We start from the raw sequence: 24,262 nt of genomic DNA, 5'->3' as shown, positions 1-24,262 counted from the left end.
TTCACTGTCAGTAGGACTCGGTAGGACTCGGCGCGATTCGGTCGGGCACTGGCGCATCGGCCAGGCGCAAAAAAAGGGGCAGTGCCCCTTTTCCCGTGATGTGCTCGGCAAACGCCTCAGCCCCACCGACCACCAGCGTCACGACTTCTTTCGTTGCGCCACCGCCTGGATCGGTCTCTGGACCACTTGGACCGCCTAGACCACCTGGCCAGACGTCAGCCCGGCCACGTGGTCCAGAACCCGCCGATCAGCCCAGCTGCTGCGTCACCCAGCCCGTGACCGATGCCAGTGCAGCAGGCAGCTTGGACGCATCCGTGCCACCGGCCATGGCCATGTCAGGCTTGCCGCCGCCCTTGCCACCCACTTGCTGGGCCACAAAGTTGACCAGCTCACCGGCCTTGAGCTTGCCAACGCTGTCGGCCGTCACGCCCGCGGCGATCTGCACCTTGTCGCCGTCCACGGCCGCCAGCACGATGGCGGCGGTCTTGAGCTTGTCCTTGAGCTTGTCCATCGTGTCGCGCAAGGTCTTGGCATCGGCACCCGGCAGCGCAGCGGCCAGCACCTTGAGGCCCTTGATCTCTACCGCCTGGTTCACCAGTTCGTCGCCCTGGCTGGACGCCAGCTTGCCCTTCAGGGCGGCCACTTCCTTCTCCAGCGCGCGCACGTTGTCGAGCGCCTGGCCGATGCGGCCATTGAGCTCGGTCGCCGATGTCTTGAGCGTGCCGGCAGCCTGGTTCACGGTGCTTTCAAGCTGCTGCAGGTAGGCCAGCGCATTGATGCCGGTCACAGCCTCGATGCGGCGCACGCCTGCGGCCACGCCGCCTTCGGCCACGACCTTGAACAGACCGATGTCGCCCGTGCGCTGTACGTGGGTGCCGCCGCACAGCTCGCGGCTGGAGCCGATGTCCAGCACGCGCACGGTCTCGCCGTACTTCTCGCCGAACAGCATCATCGCGCCGGTCTTCTGGGCCGATTCGATGTCCATCACACGGGCTTGCGTGGGGTGGTTGGCCAGGATTTCCTCGTTCACCAGACGCTCGATCTCACGCACCTGGGCATCGGTGACTGCTGCGTTGTGCGCAAAGTCGAAGCGGGTGCGCTCGGCGTTCACCAGGCTGCCCTTTTGCTGCACGTGGCTGCCCAGCACCTCGCGCAGGGCCTTGTGCATCAGGTGGGTGGCCGAGTGGTTGCGCACCGTTGCGGCGCGCAGGGCCGTGTTCACCTCGGCCTGCACCGTGTCGCCCACGTTCAGCGTGCCCTCTTCCAGGGTGCCGTGGTGGCCATACACATCGGCCTTCACCTTGAGCGTGTCGCCCACCACAAAGCGTGCCGAGCCGCTGGTGATGGTGCCTTCGTCACCCACCTGACCGCCGCTTTCGGCGTAGAACGGGGTGGTGTCAAGCACCACCACGCCGGTCTGGCCAGTCTTCAGGGCTGCGGTGCTGGTGCCGTCCACGTAGATGGCGACGATTTTTGCGGTTTCGGCCAGTTGGTCGTAGCCGGTGAACTGGTTGACGTCACCGGTGTAATCCAGCGCTTTGTCCATCTTGAACTTGCCGGCAGCGCGGGCCTGGGCCTTCTGCTTTTCCATGGCGGCCTTGAAGCCAGCCTCGTCCACTTCGACGTCACGTTCACGGCACACGTCGTTGGTCAGGTCCAGCGGAAAGCCGTAGGTGTCGTGCAGCTTGAAGGCCACATCGCCGGGCAGCACCTTGGCGCCACCGGCCAGGGTCGAGTCCAGGATTTCCATGCCGTTGGCCAGCGTCTCGAAGAAGCGCTCTTCCTCGGCCTTGAGCACCTCGGTGATGCGCTGCTCCTGCTCGCGCAGTTTGGGGTAGGCATCGCCCATCAGGCGCACCAGGTCGGCCACCAGCTTGTGGAAGAACGGCGTCTTCTTGCCCAGCTTGTAGCCGTGGCGGATGGCGCGACGCACGATGCGGCGCTGCACGTAGCCGCGGCCTTCGTTGCTCGGGATCACGCCGTCGCTCACCAAAAAGGCGGTGGCGCGGATGTGGTCGGCAATTACGCGCAGGCTCTTGTTGTCCAGGTCCGTCACGCCGGTTTCGCGGCCGGCGGCCTTGATCAGCGCGTCGAACAGGTCGATCTCGTAGTTGCTGTGCACGTGCTGCAGGATGGCGGCCAAGCGCTCCAGGCCCATGCCGGTGTCCACGCAAGGCGCGGGCAGCGGCGTGACCGAGCCGTCGGCGGCCATGTCGAACTGCATGAACACGTTGTTCCAGATCTCGATGAAGCGGTCGCCGTCTTCATCGGGGCTGCCGGGCGGGCCGCCGGGGATGTGGTCGCCGTGGTCGTAGAAAATTTCCGAGCAGGGGCCGCAGGGGCCGGTGTCGGCCATCATCCAGAAGTTGTCGGACTTGTAGCGGCCGCCCTTGTTGTCGCCGATGCGGATCACGCGCTCGGGCGGCAGGCCGATTTCCTGGGTCCAGATGTCATAGGCCTCGTCGTCTTCCTGGTAGACGGTGGCCAGCAGGCGCTCCTTGGGCAGCTTGTAGACCTCGGTCAGCAGCTCCCACGCCCACTTGAGCGACTCGCGCTTGAAGTAGTCGCCGAACGACCAGTTGCCCAGCATCTCGAAGAAGGTGTGGTGGCGGGCGGTGTAGCCCACGTTCTCCAGGTCGTTGTGCTTGCCGCCGGCCCGCAGGCAGGCCTGCACGGACACGGCCCGGTTGTACGGACGCTTGTCGGTGCCCAGGAACACGTCCTTGAACTGCACCATGCCCGAGTTGGTGAACATCAGCGTGGGGTCGTTGCCGGGCACCAGCGGGCTCGACGCCACGATGGTGTGGCCCTTGGAGGCAAAGAAGTCCAGGAAGGACTTGCGGATGTCTGCGACGGAAAAAGTGGGAGTGCTCATGGTGTGTAGGAGTGGTTTCACACAGCAGGCCGCCCTGCAGGCCAATGCCTGCGGGCCGCCCATCGGGACCAACCTTTCATTATAGGTTTGCTCTCCATGGGGGCCGTGGTTGGGCAGCGACAGGCGGGCACCTCAAGCCATCAGGGTCCAAAAACCCTCCGCCCTCAACCAAGGCGATGACTCCCCATCACTGAATCCACGGACTTCTGCGGGTGTGCCCTGGCGCTGCAGTCCCCCTCCTGCCCTGCTGAAAATCCCGCTTGTGAATTTTAGATATGTTGTTAATATATTTATAAATCCACCGAAGCAGCAGCGCTTCACCCTCACCCCCGAAGGAGCATCCGTGAACCCCCAACCCCGCTGGCAAGGCATATTTCCCGCCATCACCACCAAGTTCCACGCCGACGAGTCCATCGACGCCGAGGGCACGGCCCGGCACATCGACTTTCAGATCCGCAACGGCATCCATGGCCTGGTGACCTGCGGCTCGCTGGGCGAAGCCAGCACGCTCAGCCTGGAAGAAAAGCTCCAGGTCGCCAAGATCGCGCTCGACGCCGCCGACGGCCGCATCCCGGTGCTGGCCAACGTGTCCGAGACCAGCACCCGCGAGGCCCTGCGCTACATCGACGGCGCCAACAAGCTCGGCGTGGCCGGCTACATGGTCATGCCCTCGGTGATCTACGTCGCCGATGCCCGCGAGGCCATGGCCAATGTGCGCGCCATGGCGGGCGCCGCCCAGCGCCCCCTGATGGTCTACAACAACCCCGTGGCCTACCGCGTGGACCTCAAGCCCGAGCACATGGTCGAGCTGGCCGACTGCGAGTGGATCGCCGCCATCAAGGAAAGCACGGGCGACATCCGCCGCATCACCGACCTGCGCAACACCGTGGGCGACCGCTACCAGCTCTTTTTGGGCGTGGACGACCTGGCCTACGAAGGCCTGGCACTGGGCTGCGACGGCTTGCTGGCTGGCGTGGGCTGCGCCTTCCCGCGCGAGACCGTGGCGCTGTACGACCTGATGAAGGCCGGCAAGTTTGCCGAGGCGCTGCCGCTGTACCAGTGGATGACGCCGATGCTGCACCTCGATGTATCGAACAAGCTGGTGCAAAACCTCAAGCTCATCGACGCACTCGTCGGCGTGGGCACCGAGCACATGCGCCGCCCCCGCCTGCCGTTGGTGGGCGAAGAGCGCGCGTTCGTCGAAAGCGTGGTGAAGAAGGCGCTCGACACCCGCCCCACCCAGTACCAGTCCGTGGCCTGAGCAGGCCCGACCTGCCAGACCGCACCGCCGGGCCGCACCGCCGGGTCCCAGACGACAGCGGCCTTTTCCCTCACCGCACACCCACAAGGTGGCTCCTGTTCAGAAGGTTTCCCATGACACGTACTTTCGGATTTCGCGCCCTGACCCCTGCCGCCATCGCCGCGCTGATGCTGGCCGGCCACGCCCACCACGCCAGCGCCCAGGAGCAGGTGGTGAAGATCGGCCACAGCGGCCCGCTCTCGGGCCCCAATGCCTTTGCGGGCAAGGACAACGAGAACGGCGTGCGCCTGGCCGTCGAGGAGCTCAACGCCAAAAAAATCACCGTCGAAGGCAAGGTGCTGAAGTTCGAGCTGGTGTCCGAAGACGACCAGTGCGACGCCCGCACCGGCGTCAGCGTGGCGCAAAAGCTGGTGGACAGCGGCGTGAAGTTCGTCATGGGCCCGTACTGCTCGGGCGTGGCCATCCCGGCGTCGCGGGTGTACAGCGACGGCGGTGCGATGGTGTCCACCGTGGGCACCAACCCCAAGGTGACGGAGAGCGGCTACAAGAACCTGTTTCGCATCATCGCCAGCGACACGCAGATCGGCTCCAACATGGCCGTGTACGCCGCCCAGGTGATGAAGGTCAAGCAGGTGGCCGTGATCGACGACCGCACCGCCTTCGGCCAGGGCGTGGCCGACCAGTTCACCAAAGAGGCCAAGAAGCAGGGCCTGACCGTGGTGGGCCAGGAGTTCACCACCGACAAGTCCACGGACTTCCTGTCCATCCTCACCAGCCTCAAGGGCAAGCAGCCGCAGGCGATCTTCTTTGGCGGCTATGCCCCGCAGGCGGCCCCCATGGCGCGGCAGATGAAGCAGCTGGGCCTGACCGCCAAGCTGCTGGGCGGCGACACCCTGTGCAGCCCCGAGGTCGGCAAGCTCGGCGGCGACGCCGTCAACGACACCGTGTTCTGCGCACAGGGCGGCACCATGCTCGACAAAGCCGCCAACGGCCCGGCCTTCAAGGCCAAGTACAAGGCGCGCTTCAAGCTGGATGCCGACGCGTATGCGGCGTCTTACTACGACCAGGTGATGTTCATGGGCGAGTCGATGCAAAAGGCCAACTCCACCCAGCCCGCGAAGGTGGGCGCGCAGATGTACAGCGCCAGCTACCAGGGCGTGGCCGGCACCTATGCCTACGATGACAAGGGCAATCTGAAGCAGGCGCCCATCACGGTGCTGACCTTCCGCAACGCTGCGCCCTTTCCCTTGGCGAGTTATTGAAGCCCCCCCTGAGTCGCCTGCGGCGCCTTCCCCCCCCGAGGGGGGACGCCCCCAGCGCGGCGGGGCGGCCCTTGCGCGGGGGCGCTGGTATTGGCCGGCGCGCTATCTTGCGCCCGCTACGATTTCGAATTCGTCCAGAACCTCACAACCCTCATCGACTCGCCACCATGAAACGCATCCAGATCATCGACTCCCACACCGGCGGCGAGCCCACGCGGCTTATCGTTGGCGGCTTTCCCGACCTGGGTGCAGGCAGCATGGCCGAGCGCCGCGCGCTGCTGGCCAGCCAGCACGATGCATGGCGGGCGGCCACGGTGCTGGAGCCGCGCGGCAACGACGTGATCGTGGGGGCCCTGCTCTGCGCTCCGCAAGACCCTGCCAACGCGGCGGGCGTGATCTTCTTCAACAACACCGGCTACCTGGGCATGTGCGGCCACGGCACCATCGGCCTCGTCGCGTCGCTGGCCTACCTGGGCCGCATCACGCCGGGCGAGCACCGCATCGAGACGCCCGTGGGCACCGTCACCACCACGCTGCACGATGACGGCTCGGTCAGCGTGCGCAACGTGCCGGCGTACCGCCTGCACCACCAGTTGGCAGTCGACGTGCCGGGCTATGGGCGCGTGGTGGGCGACGTGGCCTGGGGCGGCAACTGGTTCTTTCTGGTGGCGGACCACGGCCAGCGCGTGGCCAGCGACAACCTCGATGCCCTGACGGCCTACACCTTCGCAGTCCAGCAGGCATTGAAGGACCAGGGCATCCGCGGCGACAACGGCGGCGAGATCGACCACATCGAACTCTTTGCCGACGACGACCGCACCGATGACCCGGCCGACAGCCGCAACTTCGTGCTGTGCCCCGGCAAGGCCTACGACCGCTCGCCCTGCGGCACCGGCACCAGCGCCAAGGTGGCATGTCTCGCAGCCGACGGCAAGCTGCAGCCGGGCCAGGTGTGGCGGCAGGCCAGCATCATCGGCAGCGAGTTCGAGGCCAGCTACACGCTGGCCGTTGACGGCGGCGGCAAGGTCATCCCCACCCTGCGCGGCCGTGCCCACATGAGCGCCGAGGCCACGCTGCTCATCGAAGACAACGACCCTTTCGGTTGGGGCATCAAGCTGTGAAGGCCCCCGGTGTCGCTGCGCGCCTTCCCCCCAGGGGGACAACGGCCTGTGCTGCAGGGCGGCCGTTGCTGGCCGTCCACGCGCTCGGAGCGCGCGCTGTCCACCGGCAGTTGGCGACACGAAACGGCGTGAACGCCTGCAATCCATCCCCCAGCGCACTGCGTACTTTTCTGCCATGCAGCACACCGATGTCCTCGTGATCGGCGCCGGCATCATCGGCGCGGCCTGCGCGCACGCGCTGGTGCAGGCCGGGCTGTCGGTGCGCATCGTCGACGCGCGCCTGGGCGGCGCCACTGCGGCCGGAATGGGGCACCTGGTGCTGATGGACGACAACCCGGCGGAGCTCGCGCTCAGCCAAGCGTCGCTGAACCTCTGGCACACCTGGGCGCCGCGCATGGATGCGGGCTGCGCCTTCAGCGCCTGCGGCACGCTGTGGCTGGCCGCCAATGACGCCGAGCTGCAGGCCGCACAGGACAAGCGCGCCACGTTGCAAGCCCACGGCGTGGACTGCGAACTGCTCGACGCTGCCGCCCTGGCGCGCGCCGAGCCGGCACTGCGCCCCGGCATGGCCGGTGCCCTGCGCGTTGCTGCTGACAGCGTGGTGTACGCCCCGCGCGCCGCGCAGTGGCTGCTGGACGACGCCGCCCTGCACGGCGGCCCTGGCCGTCTGTGCATCGAAGAGGCCGAGGTCGTGCACATCGACGGCCAGTGCGCCACGCTGCGGGACGGCAGCACGCGCCAGGCGGGCGCCATCGTGCTGGCCAGCGGCATCCACGCCGCCGCGCTGTGCCCCGGCCTGCCCCTGCGCCCCAAGAAGGGCCACCTGCTCATCACCGACCGCTACCCCGGCACCGTGCACCACCAGCTGGTGGAGCTGGGCTACATCACCAGCGCGCACCACAGCGACGGCACGTCGGTGGCCTTCAACGTGCAGCCGCGGCCTACGGGGCAGCTGCTGATCGGCTCGTCGCGCGAATTCGACACCACCGACCCGGCGGTCAACGACGCCGTGCTGGCGCGCATGCTGCAGCGCGCGCTGGAGTACCTGCCGGGCCTGGCCGACCTGAACGCCATCCGCACCTGGACAGGCTTTCGCGCGGCCACGCCCGATGGCCTGCCCATCATCGGCGCGCACCCGCACCGCCCGCACCTCTGGCTGGCCGTGGGCCACGAGGGGCTGGGCGTGACCACCGCACCGGCCACGGCGCAGTTGCTGGCTGCGCAGATCACGGGCACCCCGCTGCCGCTCGACGCTGCGCCCTTCGCAGCCCACCGTTTCGCATCGCTGCAGGCATGACCGACCCCGCCACCATCACCCTGTCGCTGGACGGCCATTCCGTGCAGGTGCGCCCCGGCACCACCGTGGCCGCGGCCCTGGCGCAAGCGCAGCCGCCGGGCGCCACGCGCCGCTCGGTGCGCGGCGAGGTGCGCGCCCCGCTGTGCGGCATGGGTATCTGCCACGAATGCCGCGTGCAGATCGACGGCGTGCGCCGCCTGGCCTGCCAGACGCTGTGCCGCGACGGCATGCAGGTGGCCACCGGCTTGCAGACCGCGAACAGCAGCCCACCATGACCACCGCCACTCCCACCGCATCCCCCGACGCCCCACCCTCCACCTGCGACCTGCTCATCGTGGGCGCAGGCCCTGCCGGGCTGGCCGCCGCGCTGGCGGCTGCGCCCAGCGGCGCACGCATCGTGCTGCTGGACGACAACCCTGCCCCTGGCGGCCAGATCTGGCGCGACGGCCCGGGCGTCACGCTGCCCCCCGCCGCCCGGCAGCAACGCAAAGCGCTGGAGCGCCACGCCCATGTGCAGTTGCGCTGCGGCACGCGCGTGGTGGGCCTGGCCGAGCAGACGGCGCGCAGCGCGGGCCTGCATGCGCTGTGGCTCGAAGACGCACAGGGCGGCTGGGTGCAGCACGCCCGCCAGATCATCCTGTGCACCGGCGCGCGCGAACTGCTGCTGCCCTTCCCCGGCTGGACGCTGCCGGGCGTGACCGGCGCCGGCGGCTTGCAGGCCCTCATCAAGGGCGGCCTGCCGGTGGCCGGCCAGCGCATCGTGGTGGCGGGCAGCGGCCCGCTGCTGCTGGCGGCTGCGCGCACCGCCCGCCAAGCCGGCGCACAGGTCGTCGCCGTGGCCGAGCAGGCCCCCTGGACTGCGCTGGCCCGCTTTGGTGCCAGCCTGGTGCGCTGGCCGGGCAAGGCCGTACAGGCCGCAGCCTTGCTGCCCGCGGTGTACCGCGCCGACAGCCATGTGGTGCGCGCCCACGGCGCCCACAACCTACACAGCGCGGTGCAGTCGGTCACGCTCCGCCAGGGCGGGCAGGAGCGTCAGGTCGCCTGCGACCGCCTGGCCTGCGGCTTTGGCCTGGTGCCCAACACCGAACTCGGCCAGATGCTTGGCGGGCGCGTGAGCGAGCGCCAGGGCCTGGCGGTCGATGCGGACCAGCGACTGCTGCGCGGTGGCGCCGCCCACGGCCCCGGCGAACCACACCCCGTCGATGCTGTGCCGGGCCTGCTGGCCGCGGGGGAGTGCACCGGCTTTGGCGGCAGCGAGCGCTCGCGCGCCGAAGGTGCCATTGCCGGCCACATCGCTGTGGGCGATATCGCCGCCGCCCGCGCACTGCACGCCGAGCGCGCCCGCTGGCATGCCTTTGCGGACGCGCTGCACCGGCACTTTGCGCTGCAGCCCGCGCTGCGCCGGCTGGCCGAGCCGGACACGCTGGTGTGCCGCTGCGAAGACGTGCGCTACGCCGACCTTGCCCAGCGCACCGGCTGGATCGACGCCAAGCTGCACACCCGCTGCGGCATGGGCGCCTGCCAGGGCCGCATCTGCGGCGCAGCCACGCACCACCTGCTGGGGTGGACGCCCGCCCCGCCGCGGCACCTGCTGGCGCCCGTGCGCATCGGCACGCTGGCAGCAACGGGCATCCGTGCCGACGAGGCCCCGCGGCACACCGGTTGACAAGGCGCCACTGCGCGGTGGCTGGTCCCCTTTCGCGCCTCCACTGCCATCGAGCAACATCAGCCCCCCCCCGCGCACACGCGCTGCTTGCCGTGGCGCCCGCGGGGTCATACCCTGAGGCCACTAAGATTCCGTTCCAAACACAACACTTACAACACCGGACACGCCCTCCATGACCATCCGCAGCGCCCCCACCCAGCGAGACCCGGCCCTCAAGCGGCGCGCGGCCGACGTGGCCTATGACGTCATCGAGACCATGATCTCCACGCTGCAACTGCTGCCCGGCTCACCGGTGGTCGAGGCCGAGATCGTGGAACGCACCGGCCTGGGCCGCACTCCCGTGCGCGAGGCGCTGCTGCGCATGGTGTCCATCGGCCTGATCGCGCAGCAGCCGCGGCGCGGGCTGCTGGTGTCGCACATCGACCTGGCGGACCACCTGGACGTGATCCAGACGCGCCGTGTGCTGGAACGCCTGATCGCCGCCTGCGCCGCCCGCCGCGCCACCGCGCCGCAGCGCCAGGCCATCGTGCTGTGCGCCGAGAAAATGGTGGATGCCGCGGCGCGCGGCCACCTGGACGACTACATGCAGGCCGACCACGCGCTGGACGTGGTGGTGCACCAGGCCTGCCAGAACCATTCCGCCGTCAAAAGCGTGCAGCCGCTCATCGTGCAGTGCCGGCGGTTCTGGTACGCCTACCAGCACGAGGGCGAGGTGTCCGAAGGGGCCCGCGCCCACATGCACCTGGCCCAGGGCATCGCCAGCGGTGACGAAGCGCACGCCGTGGCCGGTGCCGAGCAGTTGCTGGACTACCTGGAGCGGTTTGCGCGGCACATCATCGACCGGTGAAGCTTGCATTGCGGGCAGGCGGATGACAAGTCTACTGTGCCTGGTACGTCTTTACTACTTTTTTCATAGCATCTTACGCTTAACCAACAAGCGCTGCAGCCCAGTTGGCGGCACCGCCACCTCATCTGTCCTCGCTGCGGCTGGCGCGGCCGCACCAGCAGTAGGCAGGTATATCCGCCCCCACCGTTCCAGCCGTCCTCACCGGCCCAGTCGCTCATGCCAGTGCCGCATGGGTGACAACCGCGACGTCGCTCCGTGCTAGCCTTTACCCACGCAGCAGAGGCTCTGGCCGCCACCTACGACACCCGTAGTCCGCGCACTCTGTGCCCCAATCCTTCGCCTATCCGGAAGCATTCCCATGGACATGAAGACATCCCCCCTCGCCCAGCTCAACGACCCCAGCCTGCTCAAGACCGACGGCCTCATCGACGGCCAATGGGTGGCGGGCAGCAGCCGCTTCGACGTGAACGACCCGGCCACGGGCCTGAAGCTCGCCGACGTGGCCAACCTGGGCCCGGCCGACGCCGAGGCGGCCATTGCCGCCGCCAACAAGGCCTGGGGCCTCTGGAAGCGCAAGACCGCCAAGGAGCGCAGCATCATCCTGCGCAAGTGGTTCGACCTGCTCATGGCGAACCAGGACGACCTGGGCCGCCTCATGACCGCCGAGCAAGGCAAGCCGCTGGCCGAGGCCAAGGGCGAGGTCGCCTACGGCGCGAGCTTTGTGGAATGGTTTGCCGAAGAGGCCAAGCGCGTGAACGGCGAGATCCTGCCACAGTTCGACAACACCCGCCGCCTGATGGTGCTCAAGCAGCCCATCGGCGTGTGCGCCGCGATCACGCCCTGGAACTTCCCGCTGGCCATGATCACCCGCAAGGTCGCGCCCGCGCTGGCCGCAGGCTGCCCCGTGGTCATCAAGCCGGCCGAGCTCACGCCGCTCACCGCCCTGGCCGCGGCCGAGCTGGCCATCCGCGCGGGCATTCCGCCGGGCGTGTTCAACATCCTGCCCGCCGACAGCGACAACTCGATTGCCATCGGCAAGGTGCTGTGCGCGAGCGACGTGGTACGCCACATCAGCTTCACCGGCAGCACCGAGGTGGGCCGCATCCTGATGGCGCAGTCGGCCCCCACGGTCAAGAAGATGTCGCTGGAGCTGGGCGGCAACGCGCCCTTCATCGTGTTCGACGACGCCGACATCGACAGCGCGGTGGAAGGCGCCTTTGCCAGCAAGTACCGCAACGCCGGCCAGACCTGCGTGTGCACCAACCGCTTCTATGTGCAGGAAGGCGTGTACGACGAGTTCGTGACCAAGTTCGCGGCCAAGGTCAAAACCGCCAAGGTGGGCAACGGTTTCGAAGCCGGAGTGAACCAGGGCCCGCTGATCGAGGAAGCCGCGCTCGTGAAAGTGCAGCGCCACGTTGACGATGCGCTCGCCAAGGGCGGCAAGGTGGTGGCCGGCGGCCAGCGCCTGCAAAGCCTGGGTTCGGGCCAGTTCTTCGAACCCACCGTGGTGGCCGACGCCACCCCCGACATGCTGTGTGCACGCGAAGAGACCTTCGGCCCGTTCGCGCCGGTCTTCAAGTTCAAGACCGAGCAGGAAGCCATCGACGCCGCCAACAACACCGAGTTCGGCCTGGCCAGCTACTTCTACAGCCGCGACGTGAGCCGCATCTTCCGCGTGGGCGAAGCGCTGGAATACGGCATGGTGGGCGTCAACGTGGGCCTGCTGGCCACCGAGCACGTGCCGTTCGGCGGCGTCAAGCAGTCAGGCCTGGGCCGCGAGGGCTCGCACCACGGCATGGACGACTACGTGGAGATCAAGTACCTGTGCCTGGGGGACATCCAGCAGTAATACCGGCTGCGCTGGCTGCAGTAGCGGCGGGCCTTGCGCCGCGCACTATCATTTCGATAGCTGCTGCCGCTTGCGCATCCAGCGCGAGCGGCACTTTTTATTCAAATTCTCACTTGTCAGCGACCGGCGACCGGTTGGTGTAGCTCGCATTGCCCAGCCCCGTGCCCACGGTCAGCACCGCCCAGCGCCTCACGTCCTGCGTGAAGGGCAGCTGCGACAGGCCCTGCACCACCGCATCGTTGTGCAGGCACACCTGGGTGCGGCCGTGGCCGATGGTGGGCAGGCGTTCGCACAGGTCGCGCGGCAGGTGAAAGCGGGTGCTCTCCCAGTTGCCGGGCAGGTTCTGCGTGCCCCCGGCGATGGAGCCGTCTTCCACGATCAGGCCGGGGCAGGCCACGCCGATGTAGGGTGCGAGCGCGATCTTCTTTTTCTCGGCATGGGCGATCAGGTCTTCCAGCCGCTCGGCGATGCCTTCGACCAGTTCATCGCGCCGCGGGCTGTCGTCCTTGTGCGTCCATTTTTCGCGGCGCACCACCTCGGCCAGCGACATGTCGGGCGCGCGGTGCAGGTGGGTCTGCACGATGCCGCAGCGCACGTTGGTGCCACCGATGTCCACCGCCAGGATCGCGTCGTAGCTTTGCAGCAGCGCCGGTGGCGCCAGGTGCACCCAGCCGATCAGGCCGCCCTCGTCGGCGTGGTGGTGCAGCGTATGCAGTTCCACCGGGGTCTTGTCGGCCTTGAGGATGTCGCGCACCCGGCCGATGGCGCGGCTGCCGAACTCGCTCTGGTGAAAGCCTCCGCCCAGGATGACGCGCTCCACATCGCGCCAGGTGGGCTGCTTCATGAAGCGCTGCACCACGCCGGCCAGCTGCAGTGCATAGTCTTCGGCGGCCTGCTCCAGGGCGTGCGCCGCGTCGTCGTTCTTGTCGGCCAGCTTGTCCAGCTGTTTCTTGGAGAAGTCGCGCGTGGCCTTGCTGCCGAAGGGGTCCTTGCCTGACATGGAGGTGACGAGCTTTCGCCAGGCATCGAGCATGTGGCGAAACGCGGTACCGCTGGCCACGTCGCCCACGAAGCCGTCGCTCTCGCGGTCGCGCAGCTCGAGGCTGTAGCCGTTGATGATGACGGACGCCAGCCTCATGTCGCCGTGCAGGCCGAGGATGCCCAGCTCGCGCTGGGCCTTGGAGTCCTTGTCGTCCTGTTTTTCGCTCCCCTTGCCGGTGCGGGGTTCCTTGCCGTCAGTGTCCTTCGAAGCCATTCATGCCCTCTCGCGGTGGGCCCTCACGCGGGGCCGAGCAGGCATCGTGCCGCAGTGACCGGTATTCGCGCGTCAGCCAACGCCGTGACCGCGCACGGGACCGCAGGCCGCAATGGCCCTAGGAAGGCCATGGACTAAGGCCCCGGGAGGCCCTGGGCGAACAGGCTCAACGCGCGCCAAAGCCCCGCTGCCGGACCACGCGCCGGCCCCACAGCCCCGCCCACACCGCAAAGAACACCGCAGCGCCAAACACCCAGCCCGACAGCGCCCCCGCCATGCCGCCCGACAGCAAGGTGCCGATGGTGCAGCCCAGCCCCGTCATCGCACCCCACCCCAGCAGCACTCCGCCCGACAGGCCCCGCGCCGCATCGCGCCAGGTGGGCCAGCGCGGCGCGAACTGGCGGCTGGCCAGCGCCGCCACGAAGGCCCCGGCCACCAGCCCCGCCAGCAGCAGTGCATTGGGCGTGAGCCAGTTGGACGGCGGCAGCGTGGCACAGCCCGCAAAGCCGTCGAGCCCGTCCAGCCGGGCCGGTATCCACCCCTGCCCTTGCGCCCATTGCCGTGCCGCACCGCCCAGCGTGGCCGTCACGCCCAGGGGCCGCATGCGCACGATGGCGAACGCACCGATCAGACCCACGGCAAGCCCGCCCACCCAGTAGTGCCAGCGCCCCGTCCAGAGACTGCGCCACACCTCGCGCAACGGAGGGACGCCGCCCGCACGCGGCCCGCCAGCCTCACGCGCAAAGCCGCGCCATAGCCACGCAGCCACCAGCGCGAGCACGCCCAGTTGCACCAGCAGGGCGCCGCCGTACCCCAGGTGCGCCGGCAGCCACACCACCGGCGCATCGGCCACGCTGGCGCTGTACAGGCCGTTCCAGGTCTTGAAGCCGAGGATGAATCCGAGCCCCGACCCCACCAGCGCAAAGGGCGACACCACAGAACCCTCGGCCAGCCGGTACCAGTGCGCACTGATGCACGAACCCGACACCACCATGCCCGCGCCGAACGACAGCCCCGCCGCCACCAGCACCCAGCTCACCGGGCCGATGTGCATGTCCGGCGGCAGCTTGCCGGGCTGCGGCACGGGCAGCCAGCTGCCCAGCACCACGGTGTAGCCCACCACGCCCACGGCCAGCGCCAGCACGATGGCAAGCAGCCCCCGCGGGTTGCGGTCCTCGAACCAGTCGCGCGCGTGGCAGTAAAAGCAAAAGCGTGATCGCTGCAGCACGATGCCCAGCACCGCACCGCAGGCCAGCGCAAATACCAGGGTGCGTCCGCCCGCCTGGCCTTGCAGCCACTGGGCGCCGGCGACCAGGGCGGCCAGCAGGGTCAAGGCCAGCCACGCCGTGGCCGGGGGAAATCGGAATGAAGAGCGCATAGGTCAGTGGATGGATCAATGGGGCCGGTGAGACGATGTGAATGGAGCCGGACAGCCGCAGGTCCCAGGTACACACAAAAAAAAGCCCGCACGAAGCGGGCTGTAAAAGAGACCCCCTACCAAAAGCCGTGGACTGGTCGCAGACTTTCGCTGTCTCTCGATCGTCGCTTCACTCTCTCCAATTCACTTGGCCGCCCACACGGTGCCTGCCGGGTTGTTGATGGGCACACCCACCGAGTTGCCGTATTCCGTCCAGGAGCCGTCGTAGTTCTTCACGTTGTAGCCCAGGATCTTGGACAGCGCGAACCAGGTGTGGCTGGAGCGCTCGCCGATGCGGCAGTAGGTGATGATGGGCCGGCTGCCGTCCACGCCCGCGTTGGCGTAGATCTTCTTGAGCTCGTCGGCAGACTTGAAGGTGCCGTCTTCCTTCACCGCCTGGCCCCAGGGCACATTGGCCGCGCCCGGGATGTGGCCGGCGCGGATGCTCAGCTCGGGCACGCCGGCCGGTGCAAAGATCTTGCCGCTGTATTCATCGGCCGAGCGGATGTCCACCAGCTTCGCGTTGGTCTTGCCCTCGGCAGCGGCCAGTGCGTCCGACAAACGGGCGCGCAGCTGGGTGTTGGTTGCGCCGACCTTGTAGCTGGTGGCGGCGAACTCGGGCACGCGGTTATTGAGCGGCTGGTTCTCGGCCTCCCACTTCTTGCGGCCACCGTCGAGCAGCTTGACGTTCTTCACGCCGTAGATGTCGAACACCCACGCGCCCCAGGCGGCAAACCAGTTGTTGGTGTCGCCGTACAGCACCACGGTGGTATCGGGCGACACCCCAGCCTTGGACAACAGGGCTTCAAAGCCCTCCTTGCTCACGATGTCGCGGCGCACGCGATCGTTCAGGTCCTGGTGCCACGAGAAGTTGACGGCGCCGGGCACATGGCCGCGCTCGTACAGGCCCGGGTTCACGCTCACCTCGACAATCCGCACCTGCTGGTTGTCCAGGTTCTGCGCCAGCCATTCGGTGCTGACCAGAGGTCCGGCCGGGATGGGCGTGGCAGCCAGCACAGCCCCGCCCCATACCACCATGCTGCCCGCCACACAGGTGCGAAGCCAGGCGCTCCAGGTGGAACGTGTTGAAGGGTTGCGTGGGGCTGTCATGGGCGTCCTTTCCAAGTCTGTGAAGAGAACCTGCGCCGGTGTGCAGCAGGTGAAAGGAATTTAGGGCGCACAGCCCATCTGCCCAACCAACAAGATCGGCTATGAATATGCGTTTTGCGCGCTTGGGTGGACGGGGGTTCTGGACCCCGGCAGATGCTGCCTATAATTGCAGCCTTCGCGGGTGTAGTTCAATGGTAGAACGGCAGCTTCCCAAGCTTCATACGAGGGTTCGATTCCCTTCACCCGCTCCAGATTTCTCGCCCTGATCGCTGGCGACTGTATCGTCAGCGATTCGCCCAGAGCCTGCCATGCATACCCGCTTGAAAATGGGAATGACGTGACAGGCTCTTTGTTTTTGTGCCGCGGCCGTTGCTGCCGCTGGACGATGCGTTAACTTGGGGCCGGCACCTGACCACGTGCAACCTTTCAGTGCCACTTGCGAGGTATCAAACCAAGGCCTTGGAAAGATACGGAGCCGTGCGACTGCCATGGCTGGATGCCACGGCCTGGGGAGTGCCCTGCGCCACGATGCGCCCGCCCTCATCACCCGCACCGGGGCCCAGGTCGATCACCCAGTCGCAGGCGGCCACCACGCGCATCTCATGCTCTACCAGGACGACCGTGTTGCCCGCTTCAACCAGGCCATCGAGCTGCGCGAGCAGGCGGTCCACGTCGGCCGGGTGCAGCCCGGTGGTGGGCTCATCGAGCACGTACAGCGTTCCGCCGCGCTGCTGCTGGCGCTGCAGCTCCGTGGCCAGCTTGATGCGTTGCGCCTCGCCACCGCTGAGCTCCGTGGCGGGCTGGCCCAGGCGCAGGTAGCCGAGGCCGATGTCGCGCAGCACGGCCAGCGGGCGCAGCACTTGCGGCTCGTTGGCAAAGACGTCGCACGCCGCATCGACCGTGAGGCCCAACACATCGGCGATGGACAGGCCGTTCCACACAATCTCCAGCGTGGCGGCGTTGTACCGGGCGCCATGGCATGCGGGGCATGGTGCATACACGCTGGGCATGAAGAGCAGCTCCACGCTCACGAAGCCTTCGCCCTCGCAGGTCTCGCAGCGCCCCTTGGCCACGTTGAATGAAAACCGCCCCGCGTCGTAGCGCCGCTTGCGCGCAGCGGGTGTGGCGGCGAAGAGTTTGCGCACGGTGTCGAACAGGCCGGTGTAGGTGGCCAGGTTGGAGCGCGGCGTGCGCCCGATGGGTTTCTGGTCCACCTGCACTAGGCGTTTGATGCCTTCGCTGCCAGCGATCAGGCGGCCCACCGTGGCAGCGGCTGTTACCAGCGGGATGGAGCCAAAGGCTGCGCCGTCTGCAGCCGATGCGTCGGCTGCATCGTCCTCTGGGTCTGCCACCACCGGGCGGCCCAGGTGCGCCGACACCAGCTCCAGCAGGGCCTGGCTGACCAGGCTGGATTTTCCGCAGCCGGAAACACCGGTCACCGCCGTCATGCACTGCAGGGGGAAAGCCACATCCAGGTCCTGCAGGTTGTTGCGCGTGATGCCTTCAAGCTGCAGCCAGTCCTGGGCCTGGCGCGGCGCGTGCACCGGGGCAGCACCACCGCCAACACCGGCATGGCCGTCGCCAAACAGATAGCGCCGGGTTTGCGACCGCTCGATCTTCGCCAAGCCGGCGGGCGGGCCGCTGTAGAGCACCTCGCCACCGCCTTCGCCAGCGGCGGGGCCCACGTCCACCAGCCAGTCGGCGCGCTGCATGGTGGCCAGGTCGTGCTCGACCACGAACAGCGAGTTGCCGCCGGCTTTGAGGTTTTGCAAGGCCGACAGCAGCGCCTCGCCGTCCGCAGGGTGCAGGCCGGCCGAGGGCTCGTCCAGCACGTAGACCACGCCGAACAGGTGTGATGACAGCTGCGACGCCAAGCGCAGCCGCTGCAGCTCGCCCGGCGACAGCGTGGGCGTGGACCTGTCGAGCGACAGGTACCCCAGGCCGAGGTCGATCAGCGCCAGCACGCGCCGGTGCACCTCTGCAGCCAGGCGCTGCGCAGCCATCACCTTTTCTTCAGACAGCCAGTGCGTGCGGTGCACGTCGGGCGCCGCCGCATGCGCATCGCCAGGGGTAGTGCGCTTTTTGCGTGCCCGGGTGGCGCGGCCGCTCAGTTCTGGCTCACCTTCGCCCAGCCTGCCTTCTGCGGCGGGCCGGAGCAGGTCGGCCAGCGCCTTGAGCGGCAGCTGTGCCAGCGCGGCGATGTCGTGCCCGGCAAAAGTGACCGACAGCGCCTCGGTCTTGAGCCGCTTGCCATGGCACACCGGACACAGCGTGCCCACCATGTACTGCGCTACCCGCTTTTTCATCAGCGCGCTCTGGCTGTGGGCGAAGGTGTGCATCACGTAGCGGCGCGCCCCGGTGAAGGTGCCCATGTAGCTGGGGGTGAGCTTGCGGCGGATCGCATCCTTGACTTCGGCCACGTTGAAGCCTGCGTACACCGGCACGGTGGGCTGCTCGTCGGTGAAGAGGATCCAGTGGCGCAGCTTCTTGGGCAGGTCGCGCCAGGGCGTGTCCACGTCGTGGCCCAGCGTGGTCAGGATGTCGCGCAGGTTCTGCCCTTGCCACGCGGTGGGCCACGCGGCCACAGCGCGCTCGCGGATGGTCAGCGAATCGTCGGGCACCATCGATTGCTCGGTCACCTCGTACACGCGCCCCTGGCCATGGCAATGCGGGCAGGCGCCCTGCGGCGTGTTGGGCGAAAAATCCTCCGCATACAGCATGGGCTGGCCTGCAGGGTAGCGGCCGGCGCGCGAGTACAGCATGCGCAGCGGGGTCGATATGCCCGTGACGCTGCCCACTGAAGACCGCGTGCTGGGTGTGCCCCGTTGCTGCTGCAGCGCCACCGCAGGGGGAAGGCCCTCGATGCTGTCGACCTGTGGCACGCCGGCCTGCACGATCAGGCGGCGTGCGTAGGGCGCCACGGACTCCAGGTAGCGCCGCTGCGCCTCGGCGAACAGGGTGCCAAAGGCCAGCGATGACTTGCCCGATCCCGACACGCCCGTGAATACCACGAGCGCATCGCGCGGGATGTCCACATCCACGTCCTTGAGGTTGTGCTCACGGGCTCCGCGCACGCGCACCATGCCGCGAGCAGAAGGGTCCGTTGCAATGGGCGAGGATTTGGGCATGGGGCGCTGCAGCACGAGGCTGTGGAAGGTGAATGAACCCCGGATCATTGCCTACGACACAGCCTCTTCGTGCAGGCGTTCGCCGCATCTTCATGTGGTGGACACCCGGCCCCTGTGCGGATGGCGGTGATGGATCAGCGGCCACCGAGCGCAAAGTCCACCGCCGCCTGCGAGTGCAGCCGCGTGGTGTCCAGCACGGGCAGCACGCTGTCCTGCGGCTGGATCAAGAGCGTGATCTCGGTACAGCCCAGCACCACGGCCTGCGCGCCGCGCTGCGCCAGCGACTCGATGATGCGCTGGTAGGTCTTGCGGGACGCATCGCGGACCACGCCCGTGCAGAGCTCTTCATAAATGATGCGGTGCACCTCGGCGCGGTCCGGCTCATCCGGCACCAGCACCTGCAGGCCGTGGTCGTGCGCGAGGCGCTCGCGCATGAAGGGCTGCTCCATGGTGAAGCGCGTGCCCAGCAGGCCCAGCACTTGCGCCCCGGTGCGTGCGGCCTCGCGCCCCACCGGGTCGGCGATGTGCAGGAAGGGAATGGGCACCGCCGCCGCGATACGGTCTGCCACCTTGTGCATGGTGTTGGTACACAGCACCACGCAGTCCGCGCCGCCGCGGTGCAAACGCCTGGCGGCGCCCTCCAGCATGCCGGCCAGGTCGTCCCACCGACCTGCGTGTTGCGCCTGCTCGATGGGCCCGAAGTCGACGCTGAACATCAGCAGGCGGGCCGAGCGCAGCGGCCCCAGGCGGCTGCGCACATCCTGGTTGATGAGTTTGTAGTATTCGGCGCTGGATTCCCAGCTCATGCCGCCGATAAGGCCGATGGTGCGGGCGCTCTCGGTGCCCTGGTGTGCGGGGGTGTTCATGCGGGCAGTATCGATGGGCATGTGGCGGGCGGATATCATGAAATTTCAGCCCCGCTACTCCGTTGCCCCGTTGCCCCGTTGCCCCGGCCCCGTGATGCCAGACCACCCCCTCATTCTGGATGCCAACGCCCTGCAAGACTTGCAGGTGGCGCTGCTGAGCCGCAGTCCCTACAGCGCCAGCGACCCGGTGCGAACGCATTCCGTGGGCATGGCGCTGGAGCGCCAGCGGGGCGTGCACGCCATCGGCTCCGACCGCCGGAAGGACTTCGACACCTGGCCCGGCACGCTGGCATACACACCGCCCGGCGTAGATGTTTTCTCTGAATCCGCGACGGGTGGCGAGTACCTGGTGGTGCGCTGGTCCGGCGGTGTTGTAGAGGAGCCTGGCGGGCACCGCGGTGCATACCGCCGTATTGAGGGGACGGGGCATGCCCAGGCGCTGCTGGCGGCTCAGCATCTGCGGCGGCTGTTGCTGGAACCTGCGCCTGATGCGCTGGCCGTCGAGCAGGCGACTTTGGATTTTGTTGGACTGGCAGGGCGAGTGGGCTCAACGGGCCTAGCGGGGTTGGATGGACTGGATGGAATCGACGGCTGGGCCAAGCGCTCTGGCAGGAAGAGCGGCGCCGACCGGCCATTGCGCACCGTCTACGGACGCGTTCTGGACCGCATTGCCAGCGACCACGCCCAGCCCTTGACGATTGCGCAACTGGCGCAGGCCGAGGGCAAGGCGCCCCTGCGTTTCCTGCGTGAATTCACGCAGCTTGTGGGCATGACACCCCATGCCTTCATCGTCGAGACGCGCGTGCAGGCCGCCCGCGCCTTGCTACGGCGCGGCACCGAGCCGCTGGCGTCCATCGCACTGGACTGCGGCTTCACCCACCAGTCGCACATGGGGACGGCGTTTCGCAAGGTGCTGGGGCAAACGCCCGGGCAATACGCGGCAGCCTCAAAGGCCACCGCCGTGCGGGGTTGACCCCGGGGTGGGGCCGGGCGCCGCTCAGCGCTGCGCCGGCGCGGACGACGGCAGCGACAGCGATGGCGAGCCGCCCGCATGCCCTGCCCCGCCCAGATTGAACTGCGCCACCGCCGACACCATGTGCTGCGCCTGCGTGCGCAGGCTGCTGGCGGCAGCGGCCATTTCTTCGACCAGGGCGGCGTTCTGCTGCGTGGTCTGGTCCAGCTGGGTCACCGCCTCGCCCACCTGCCCCACGCCCGCGGTCTGCTCGCGGCTGGCAGAGCTGATCTCGGCCACCATGTCGGCCACGCGGCGGATGGCGCCGACCACCTCCTGCATGGTGGTGCCCGCCTGGTCGGCCAGGGCAGAGCCCTGCTGCACCATGGCGCTGCTGGCGCCGATCAGTTCCTTGATCGACTTGGCCTCCGCCGCGGTGCGCTGGGCCAGGTTGCGCACTTCGGCAGCCACCACCGCAAAACCCCGGCCCTGGTCGCCGGCACGGGCGGCTTCCACGGCGGCGTTCAGCGCCAGGATGTTGGTCTGGAAGGCGATGCCATCGATCACGCCGATGATGTCGCTGATGCGGTTGCTGCTGGCATGGATGTCCTGCATGGTGGACACCACCTGCGAGACGACCTCGCCGCCGCGCGTGGCCACCTGGCTGGCACCCACCGCGAGCTGGTTGGCCTGGCTCGCGTTGTCTGCGTTGTGCCGGATGGTGGCGCCCAATTGCTCCATGCTGGCGGCAGTCTGCTCCAGCGAGCTGGCCTGGCTTTCGGTGCGGCCCGACAAGTCCTGGTTGCCCTGGGCGATTTCGGTGCTGGCGGCAGAGACGCTGTCGGCACTGGTGCGCACGGTGCTCAGGCTCTCGACCAGGCGCCGGCGAAAGCCCTCCATGGCCTCGGCCAGCGTGCCGATCTCGTCGCGGGACCGCACCGACACCGCGTGTGACAAGTCGCCCTGGGCGAGGTAGCCCAAGGCGGTGCTCAGCTGCTGCACCGGGGCCCCCACCAGGCGCCGCGTGACGAACACCAGCACTGCGGCCAGCAGCACCAGCGCCACCAGCACGCCCAGCCACAGCCAGGTAAGCACGGTGCGCGCCTCTTGCATCATTTCGGTCAATGGCGCCTCGGCCACGATGGCCAGGTTCCAGGGCTTGTAGCGCTCCACCGCCACGAAGCGCTGAGCGGTGTCCCCCGCGCCGGTGCGGCGGGGCGACCAAGTCGACTCGAACGAGCCTGTTTGCTCGATGCCTTCCAGCGATGCCATCCAGGCCTTGGCGTCGCTGTCTTTCTCGTCGAGCTTGACCGGCGCACCTGCCAGACCGAACACATTGCCCCGTGATGGGCCCGCCGCCAGGCTGACCGAGTAGACCGCGCCGGTGGTGTAAAGCTTTTGCCCGGCCATCACGGCATTGAGTTTCGTCAGGATGGGGCCCATGTCCGAGCCGATGAACAAGATGCCGATGGTGCGGTTGCCTTCGCGGATGGGCTCGTACACCGTCATGTAGTCGCGGCCGAACAGGTTGGCACGGCCGATGTAGGTCTTGCCTTCGTTCATCAGCGCGTAGGCAGGGTGCTTGCGGTCCAGCAGCGTCTTGTAGGCACGGTCTCCATCCTGCTTCTTGAGCGAGGTCGTGACGCGGATGAAGTCCTCGCCAGAGCGCGCGAAGATGGTGGCCACGCCGCCCATGCTGTCCTTGGTGAACTTGTCCACGGCCTGGAAGTCGCCGTTCAGGGCTGCGCCTTCAAACGACAGCACTGCTTCGGGTTTGCCGTCGGCCCCCGGTGTTTCGCTGACTTCGAATTTGCCTGAGAGGCTGGACTTGAACAGTCCGAAGTCGCGCTTGGCCTGCTCTTGCGCCGTTTCATCGAACGACTGCACGAGGGTGCGCACCTGGGCCGCGTACTGCACGCCGTCGTCGCGTGAGAGCCGCCCGAAATCCTTCCACAAGAGCACGCTGACCAGGCCCATGGTCACCAGCAACACCACAAGCAGGCTGAGCAATGCTGTCAGGGACAGCTTGAAAGCCACGGAATGGCGGATGTTTGATGAAGTCATCTTGTGCTTTTCTGTAATTTATGCAGCGATGTGCATCGGGGCCGCTAAAAGTACCGCATCTACTGCAAAACACAAAACCACACACCGCGTAATGGCCTTTAGCACATAGGGAAAACCCTTGTATTGCTGGGCGCCATCGGGCAGCCCTCCGCTTGGCCCGGGCATGCGCCTCCCCCGATCGCGGCTCAGCCCAGCGGCAGTGACTGAGCCGTCTCAAACCTGCGCATCCCGCCCGTGACTGGGTCGCAGAACTCCAGCGACCGCGCCAGCAGCTGCAAGGGATGGGAGTAGTCACCCTCGGGCGGGTCATTCACGACGGGGTAGAACGGGTCGTTGCGCAGAGGCAAACCCAGGGCCGCCATGTGCACGCGCAGCTGGTGGCGCTTGCCGGTCACTGGCGACAGCCGGTAGCGCGCCCAGGGCTCGGCCACTTCCAGCACTTCGATACGGGTCAGGCTGTTGGGCTCGCCCGGCACCTCCTGCATGCGAAAGAACTGCGCGCTTTCTTCCAGCCGGCTGGCGTGCTCGCGGGGAAAGCCGATGTCGGCGCGCCAGGGGGCAATGGCATCGTAGTGCTTGGTGATCTGCCGGTCTCTGAACAAGGCCTGGTAGGCGCCCCGGGTGTGCTGCTGCACCGACAGCAGCACCAGGCCCGCAGTGTCGCGGTCGATGCGGTGCAGCGGCGACAGCTCTGGCAAGCCCAGCCGGTGCTTCAGGCGCACCAGCAGCGTCTCGTGCAGGTAGCGGCCCGAAGGAGTGACCGGCATGAAATGCGGCTTGTCGGCCACCACCAGGTGCTCGTCCTGGTACAGCACGGTTTCTGTGAACGGCAGCGCGGGCTCGTCGTCCAGACTGCGGTAGTAGTACACCCGCAGGCCGCTCTCGAAGGGCCGGTCGGGCTGCACGGTCTGCCCGCGCTCATCCACCACATCGCCCGCCTGCAGGCGCCGCAGCCATTCCGTGCGCGAGACGACCTGCAGCCGCTGCGCAAGAAAGTCGAGCATGCTGCCCACACCATGGCTGGGCAGCACCACGCAACTGGCCCCTACACCGTCGCGCGGGGGCGGGACATAGGCGTGGCGGGGGTTGTGCATGGCGCGCATTCTAGGTGCGGCGGCAGCAAAGCCTGGACTGTAGGACAACGGCGGCAGTTGGCAGCGCAGGGCCGCAGTCTGCGGCGATGCGGTCTAGCATCGCGTACATGGTGCAGCCCCTGGGCACCGGGCCCCAGTGGCCGGCCTGCGCAGCCGCATCGCCGTTCGCCCAGGCGCATGACCCCCACGCAACCATTT

General features: G+C 67.9%; 17 protein-coding genes and 1 tRNA gene. 10 read left to right on the top strand and 8 right to left on the bottom strand.

All coding sequences use genetic code 11. The annotated features are described in order from the left end of the window. Positions 1-247: 247 nt before the first annotated feature. A complete protein-coding gene (gene alaS / locus ASF16_RS15375) occupies positions 248-2,875 on the bottom strand; it encodes an alanine--tRNA ligase (protein WP_056168703.1) in 2,628 nt (875 codons plus the stop codon). Between the two features lie 343 nt (positions 2,876-3,218). On the opposite strand from alaS, the gene ASF16_RS15370 reads away from it, so the two are divergent. From ASF16_RS15370 to ASF16_RS15335, 8 genes are all read left to right on the top strand, one after another. Further along, positions 3,219-4,136, top strand: a complete 918-nt coding sequence (locus tag ASF16_RS15370; RefSeq protein ID WP_056168700.1) for a dihydrodipicolinate synthase family protein — start codon at positions 3,219-3,221, stop codon at positions 4,134-4,136. 113 nt (positions 4,137-4,249) lie between these two features. Continuing rightward, the gene (locus ASF16_RS15365) at positions 4,250-5,398 is read left to right on the top strand and encodes a branched-chain amino acid ABC transporter substrate-binding protein (protein ID WP_056168697.1); all 1,149 of its coding nucleotides are present in this window, start codon (positions 4,250-4,252) and stop codon (positions 5,396-5,398) included. Between the two features lie 167 nt (positions 5,399-5,565). Further along, positions 5,566-6,519 carry a 4-hydroxyproline epimerase gene (locus tag ASF16_RS15360; protein WP_056168694.1) on the top strand — a complete coding sequence of 318 codons (954 nt, stop codon included), beginning with the start codon at positions 5,566-5,568 and terminating at the stop codon, positions 6,517-6,519. Between the two features lie 175 nt (positions 6,520-6,694). Further along, positions 6,695-7,816, top strand: coding sequence for an FAD-binding oxidoreductase (locus tag ASF16_RS15355; RefSeq protein WP_056168691.1), 1,122 nt, complete (start codon positions 6,695-6,697; stop codon positions 7,814-7,816). Then, entirely contained in the window at positions 7,813-8,091 is a 279-nt protein-coding gene (locus ASF16_RS15350) for a 2Fe-2S iron-sulfur cluster-binding protein (protein WP_056168687.1), read from the top strand. Before ASF16_RS15355 ends, ASF16_RS15350 begins: the two co-directional genes overlap by 4 nt. After that, positions 8,088-9,482, top strand: a complete 1,395-nt coding sequence (locus ASF16_RS15345; RefSeq protein WP_056168684.1) for an FAD-dependent oxidoreductase — start codon at positions 8,088-8,090, stop codon at positions 9,480-9,482. The genes ASF16_RS15350 and ASF16_RS15345 overlap by 4 nt, the downstream gene beginning before the upstream one ends. A gap of 172 nt (positions 9,483-9,654) precedes the next feature. Next, a complete protein-coding gene (locus ASF16_RS15340; RefSeq protein ID WP_056168681.1) occupies positions 9,655-10,329 on the top strand; it encodes a GntR family transcriptional regulator in 675 nt (224 codons plus the stop codon). A 358-nt stretch (positions 10,330-10,687) separates the two neighbouring features. Continuing rightward, positions 10,688-12,178 carry an NAD-dependent succinate-semialdehyde dehydrogenase gene (locus tag ASF16_RS15335; RefSeq protein WP_056168679.1) on the top strand — a complete coding sequence of 497 codons (1,491 nt, stop codon included), beginning with the start codon at positions 10,688-10,690 and terminating at the stop codon, positions 12,176-12,178. Between the two features lie 109 nt (positions 12,179-12,287). On the opposite strand, the gene ASF16_RS15330 is transcribed toward ASF16_RS15335, so the two are convergent. From ASF16_RS15330 to ASF16_RS15320, 3 genes are all read right to left on the bottom strand, one after another. After that, positions 12,288-13,433 (bottom strand): ROK family protein, encoded by a 1,146-nt coding sequence (locus ASF16_RS15330; RefSeq protein ID WP_056168676.1) that lies wholly within the window; start codon positions 13,431-13,433, stop codon positions 12,288-12,290. Between the two features lie 166 nt (positions 13,434-13,599). Continuing rightward, positions 13,600-14,811, bottom strand: coding sequence for a YeeE/YedE family protein (locus ASF16_RS15325; protein ID WP_056168674.1), 1,212 nt, complete (start codon positions 14,809-14,811; stop codon positions 13,600-13,602). A gap of 183 nt (positions 14,812-14,994) precedes the next feature. Continuing rightward, positions 14,995-15,888, bottom strand: coding sequence for a sulfurtransferase (locus ASF16_RS15320; RefSeq protein WP_156372108.1), 894 nt, complete (start codon positions 15,886-15,888; stop codon positions 14,995-14,997). A gap of 249 nt (positions 15,889-16,137) precedes the next feature. Here ASF16_RS15320 and ASF16_RS15315 point away from each other — a divergent pair. After that, positions 16,138-16,211 (top strand) — tRNA-Gly (locus ASF16_RS15315). Positions 16,212-16,406: 195 nt separating this feature from the next. Here the strand turns inward: ASF16_RS15315 and ASF16_RS15310 are convergent. Beyond that, positions 16,407-19,088, bottom strand: a complete 2,682-nt coding sequence (locus tag ASF16_RS15310; protein WP_056169342.1) for an excinuclease ABC subunit UvrA — start codon at positions 19,086-19,088, stop codon at positions 16,407-16,409. Between the two features lie 134 nt (positions 19,089-19,222). Then, entirely contained in the window at positions 19,223-19,954 is a 732-nt protein-coding gene (locus ASF16_RS15305; protein ID WP_056169339.1) for an aspartate/glutamate racemase family protein, read from the bottom strand. A 94-nt stretch (positions 19,955-20,048) separates the two neighbouring features. Here ASF16_RS15305 and ASF16_RS15300 point away from each other — a divergent pair, with 94 nt between their 5' ends. Continuing rightward, positions 20,049-20,927: an AraC family transcriptional regulator gene (locus ASF16_RS15300; RefSeq protein ID WP_056168670.1), complete on the top strand. Its 879-nt coding sequence runs from the start codon at positions 20,049-20,051 to the stop codon at positions 20,925-20,927. A gap of 24 nt (positions 20,928-20,951) precedes the next feature. Here the strand turns inward: ASF16_RS15300 and ASF16_RS15295 are convergent, their stop codons facing one another. Both ASF16_RS15295 and ASF16_RS15290 read right to left on the bottom strand, forming a co-directional pair. Next, a complete protein-coding gene (locus tag ASF16_RS15295) occupies positions 20,952-22,970 on the bottom strand; it encodes a Cache 3/Cache 2 fusion domain-containing protein (protein WP_056168667.1) in 2,019 nt (672 codons plus the stop codon). 185 nt (positions 22,971-23,155) lie between these two features. Continuing rightward, positions 23,156-24,064, bottom strand: a complete 909-nt coding sequence (locus ASF16_RS15290) for a pseudouridine synthase (RefSeq protein WP_056169336.1) — start codon at positions 24,062-24,064, stop codon at positions 23,156-23,158. Positions 24,065-24,262: the final 198 nt, after the last annotated feature.

The sequence above is a fragment of the Acidovorax sp. Leaf78 genome, assembly GCF_001422735.1.
Classification (GTDB): domain Bacteria; phylum Pseudomonadota; class Gammaproteobacteria; order Burkholderiales; family Burkholderiaceae_C; genus Acidovorax.
Note: the sequence above shows the minus strand (reverse complement) of the source record. Positions and strands in the feature narration are given on the sequence as shown.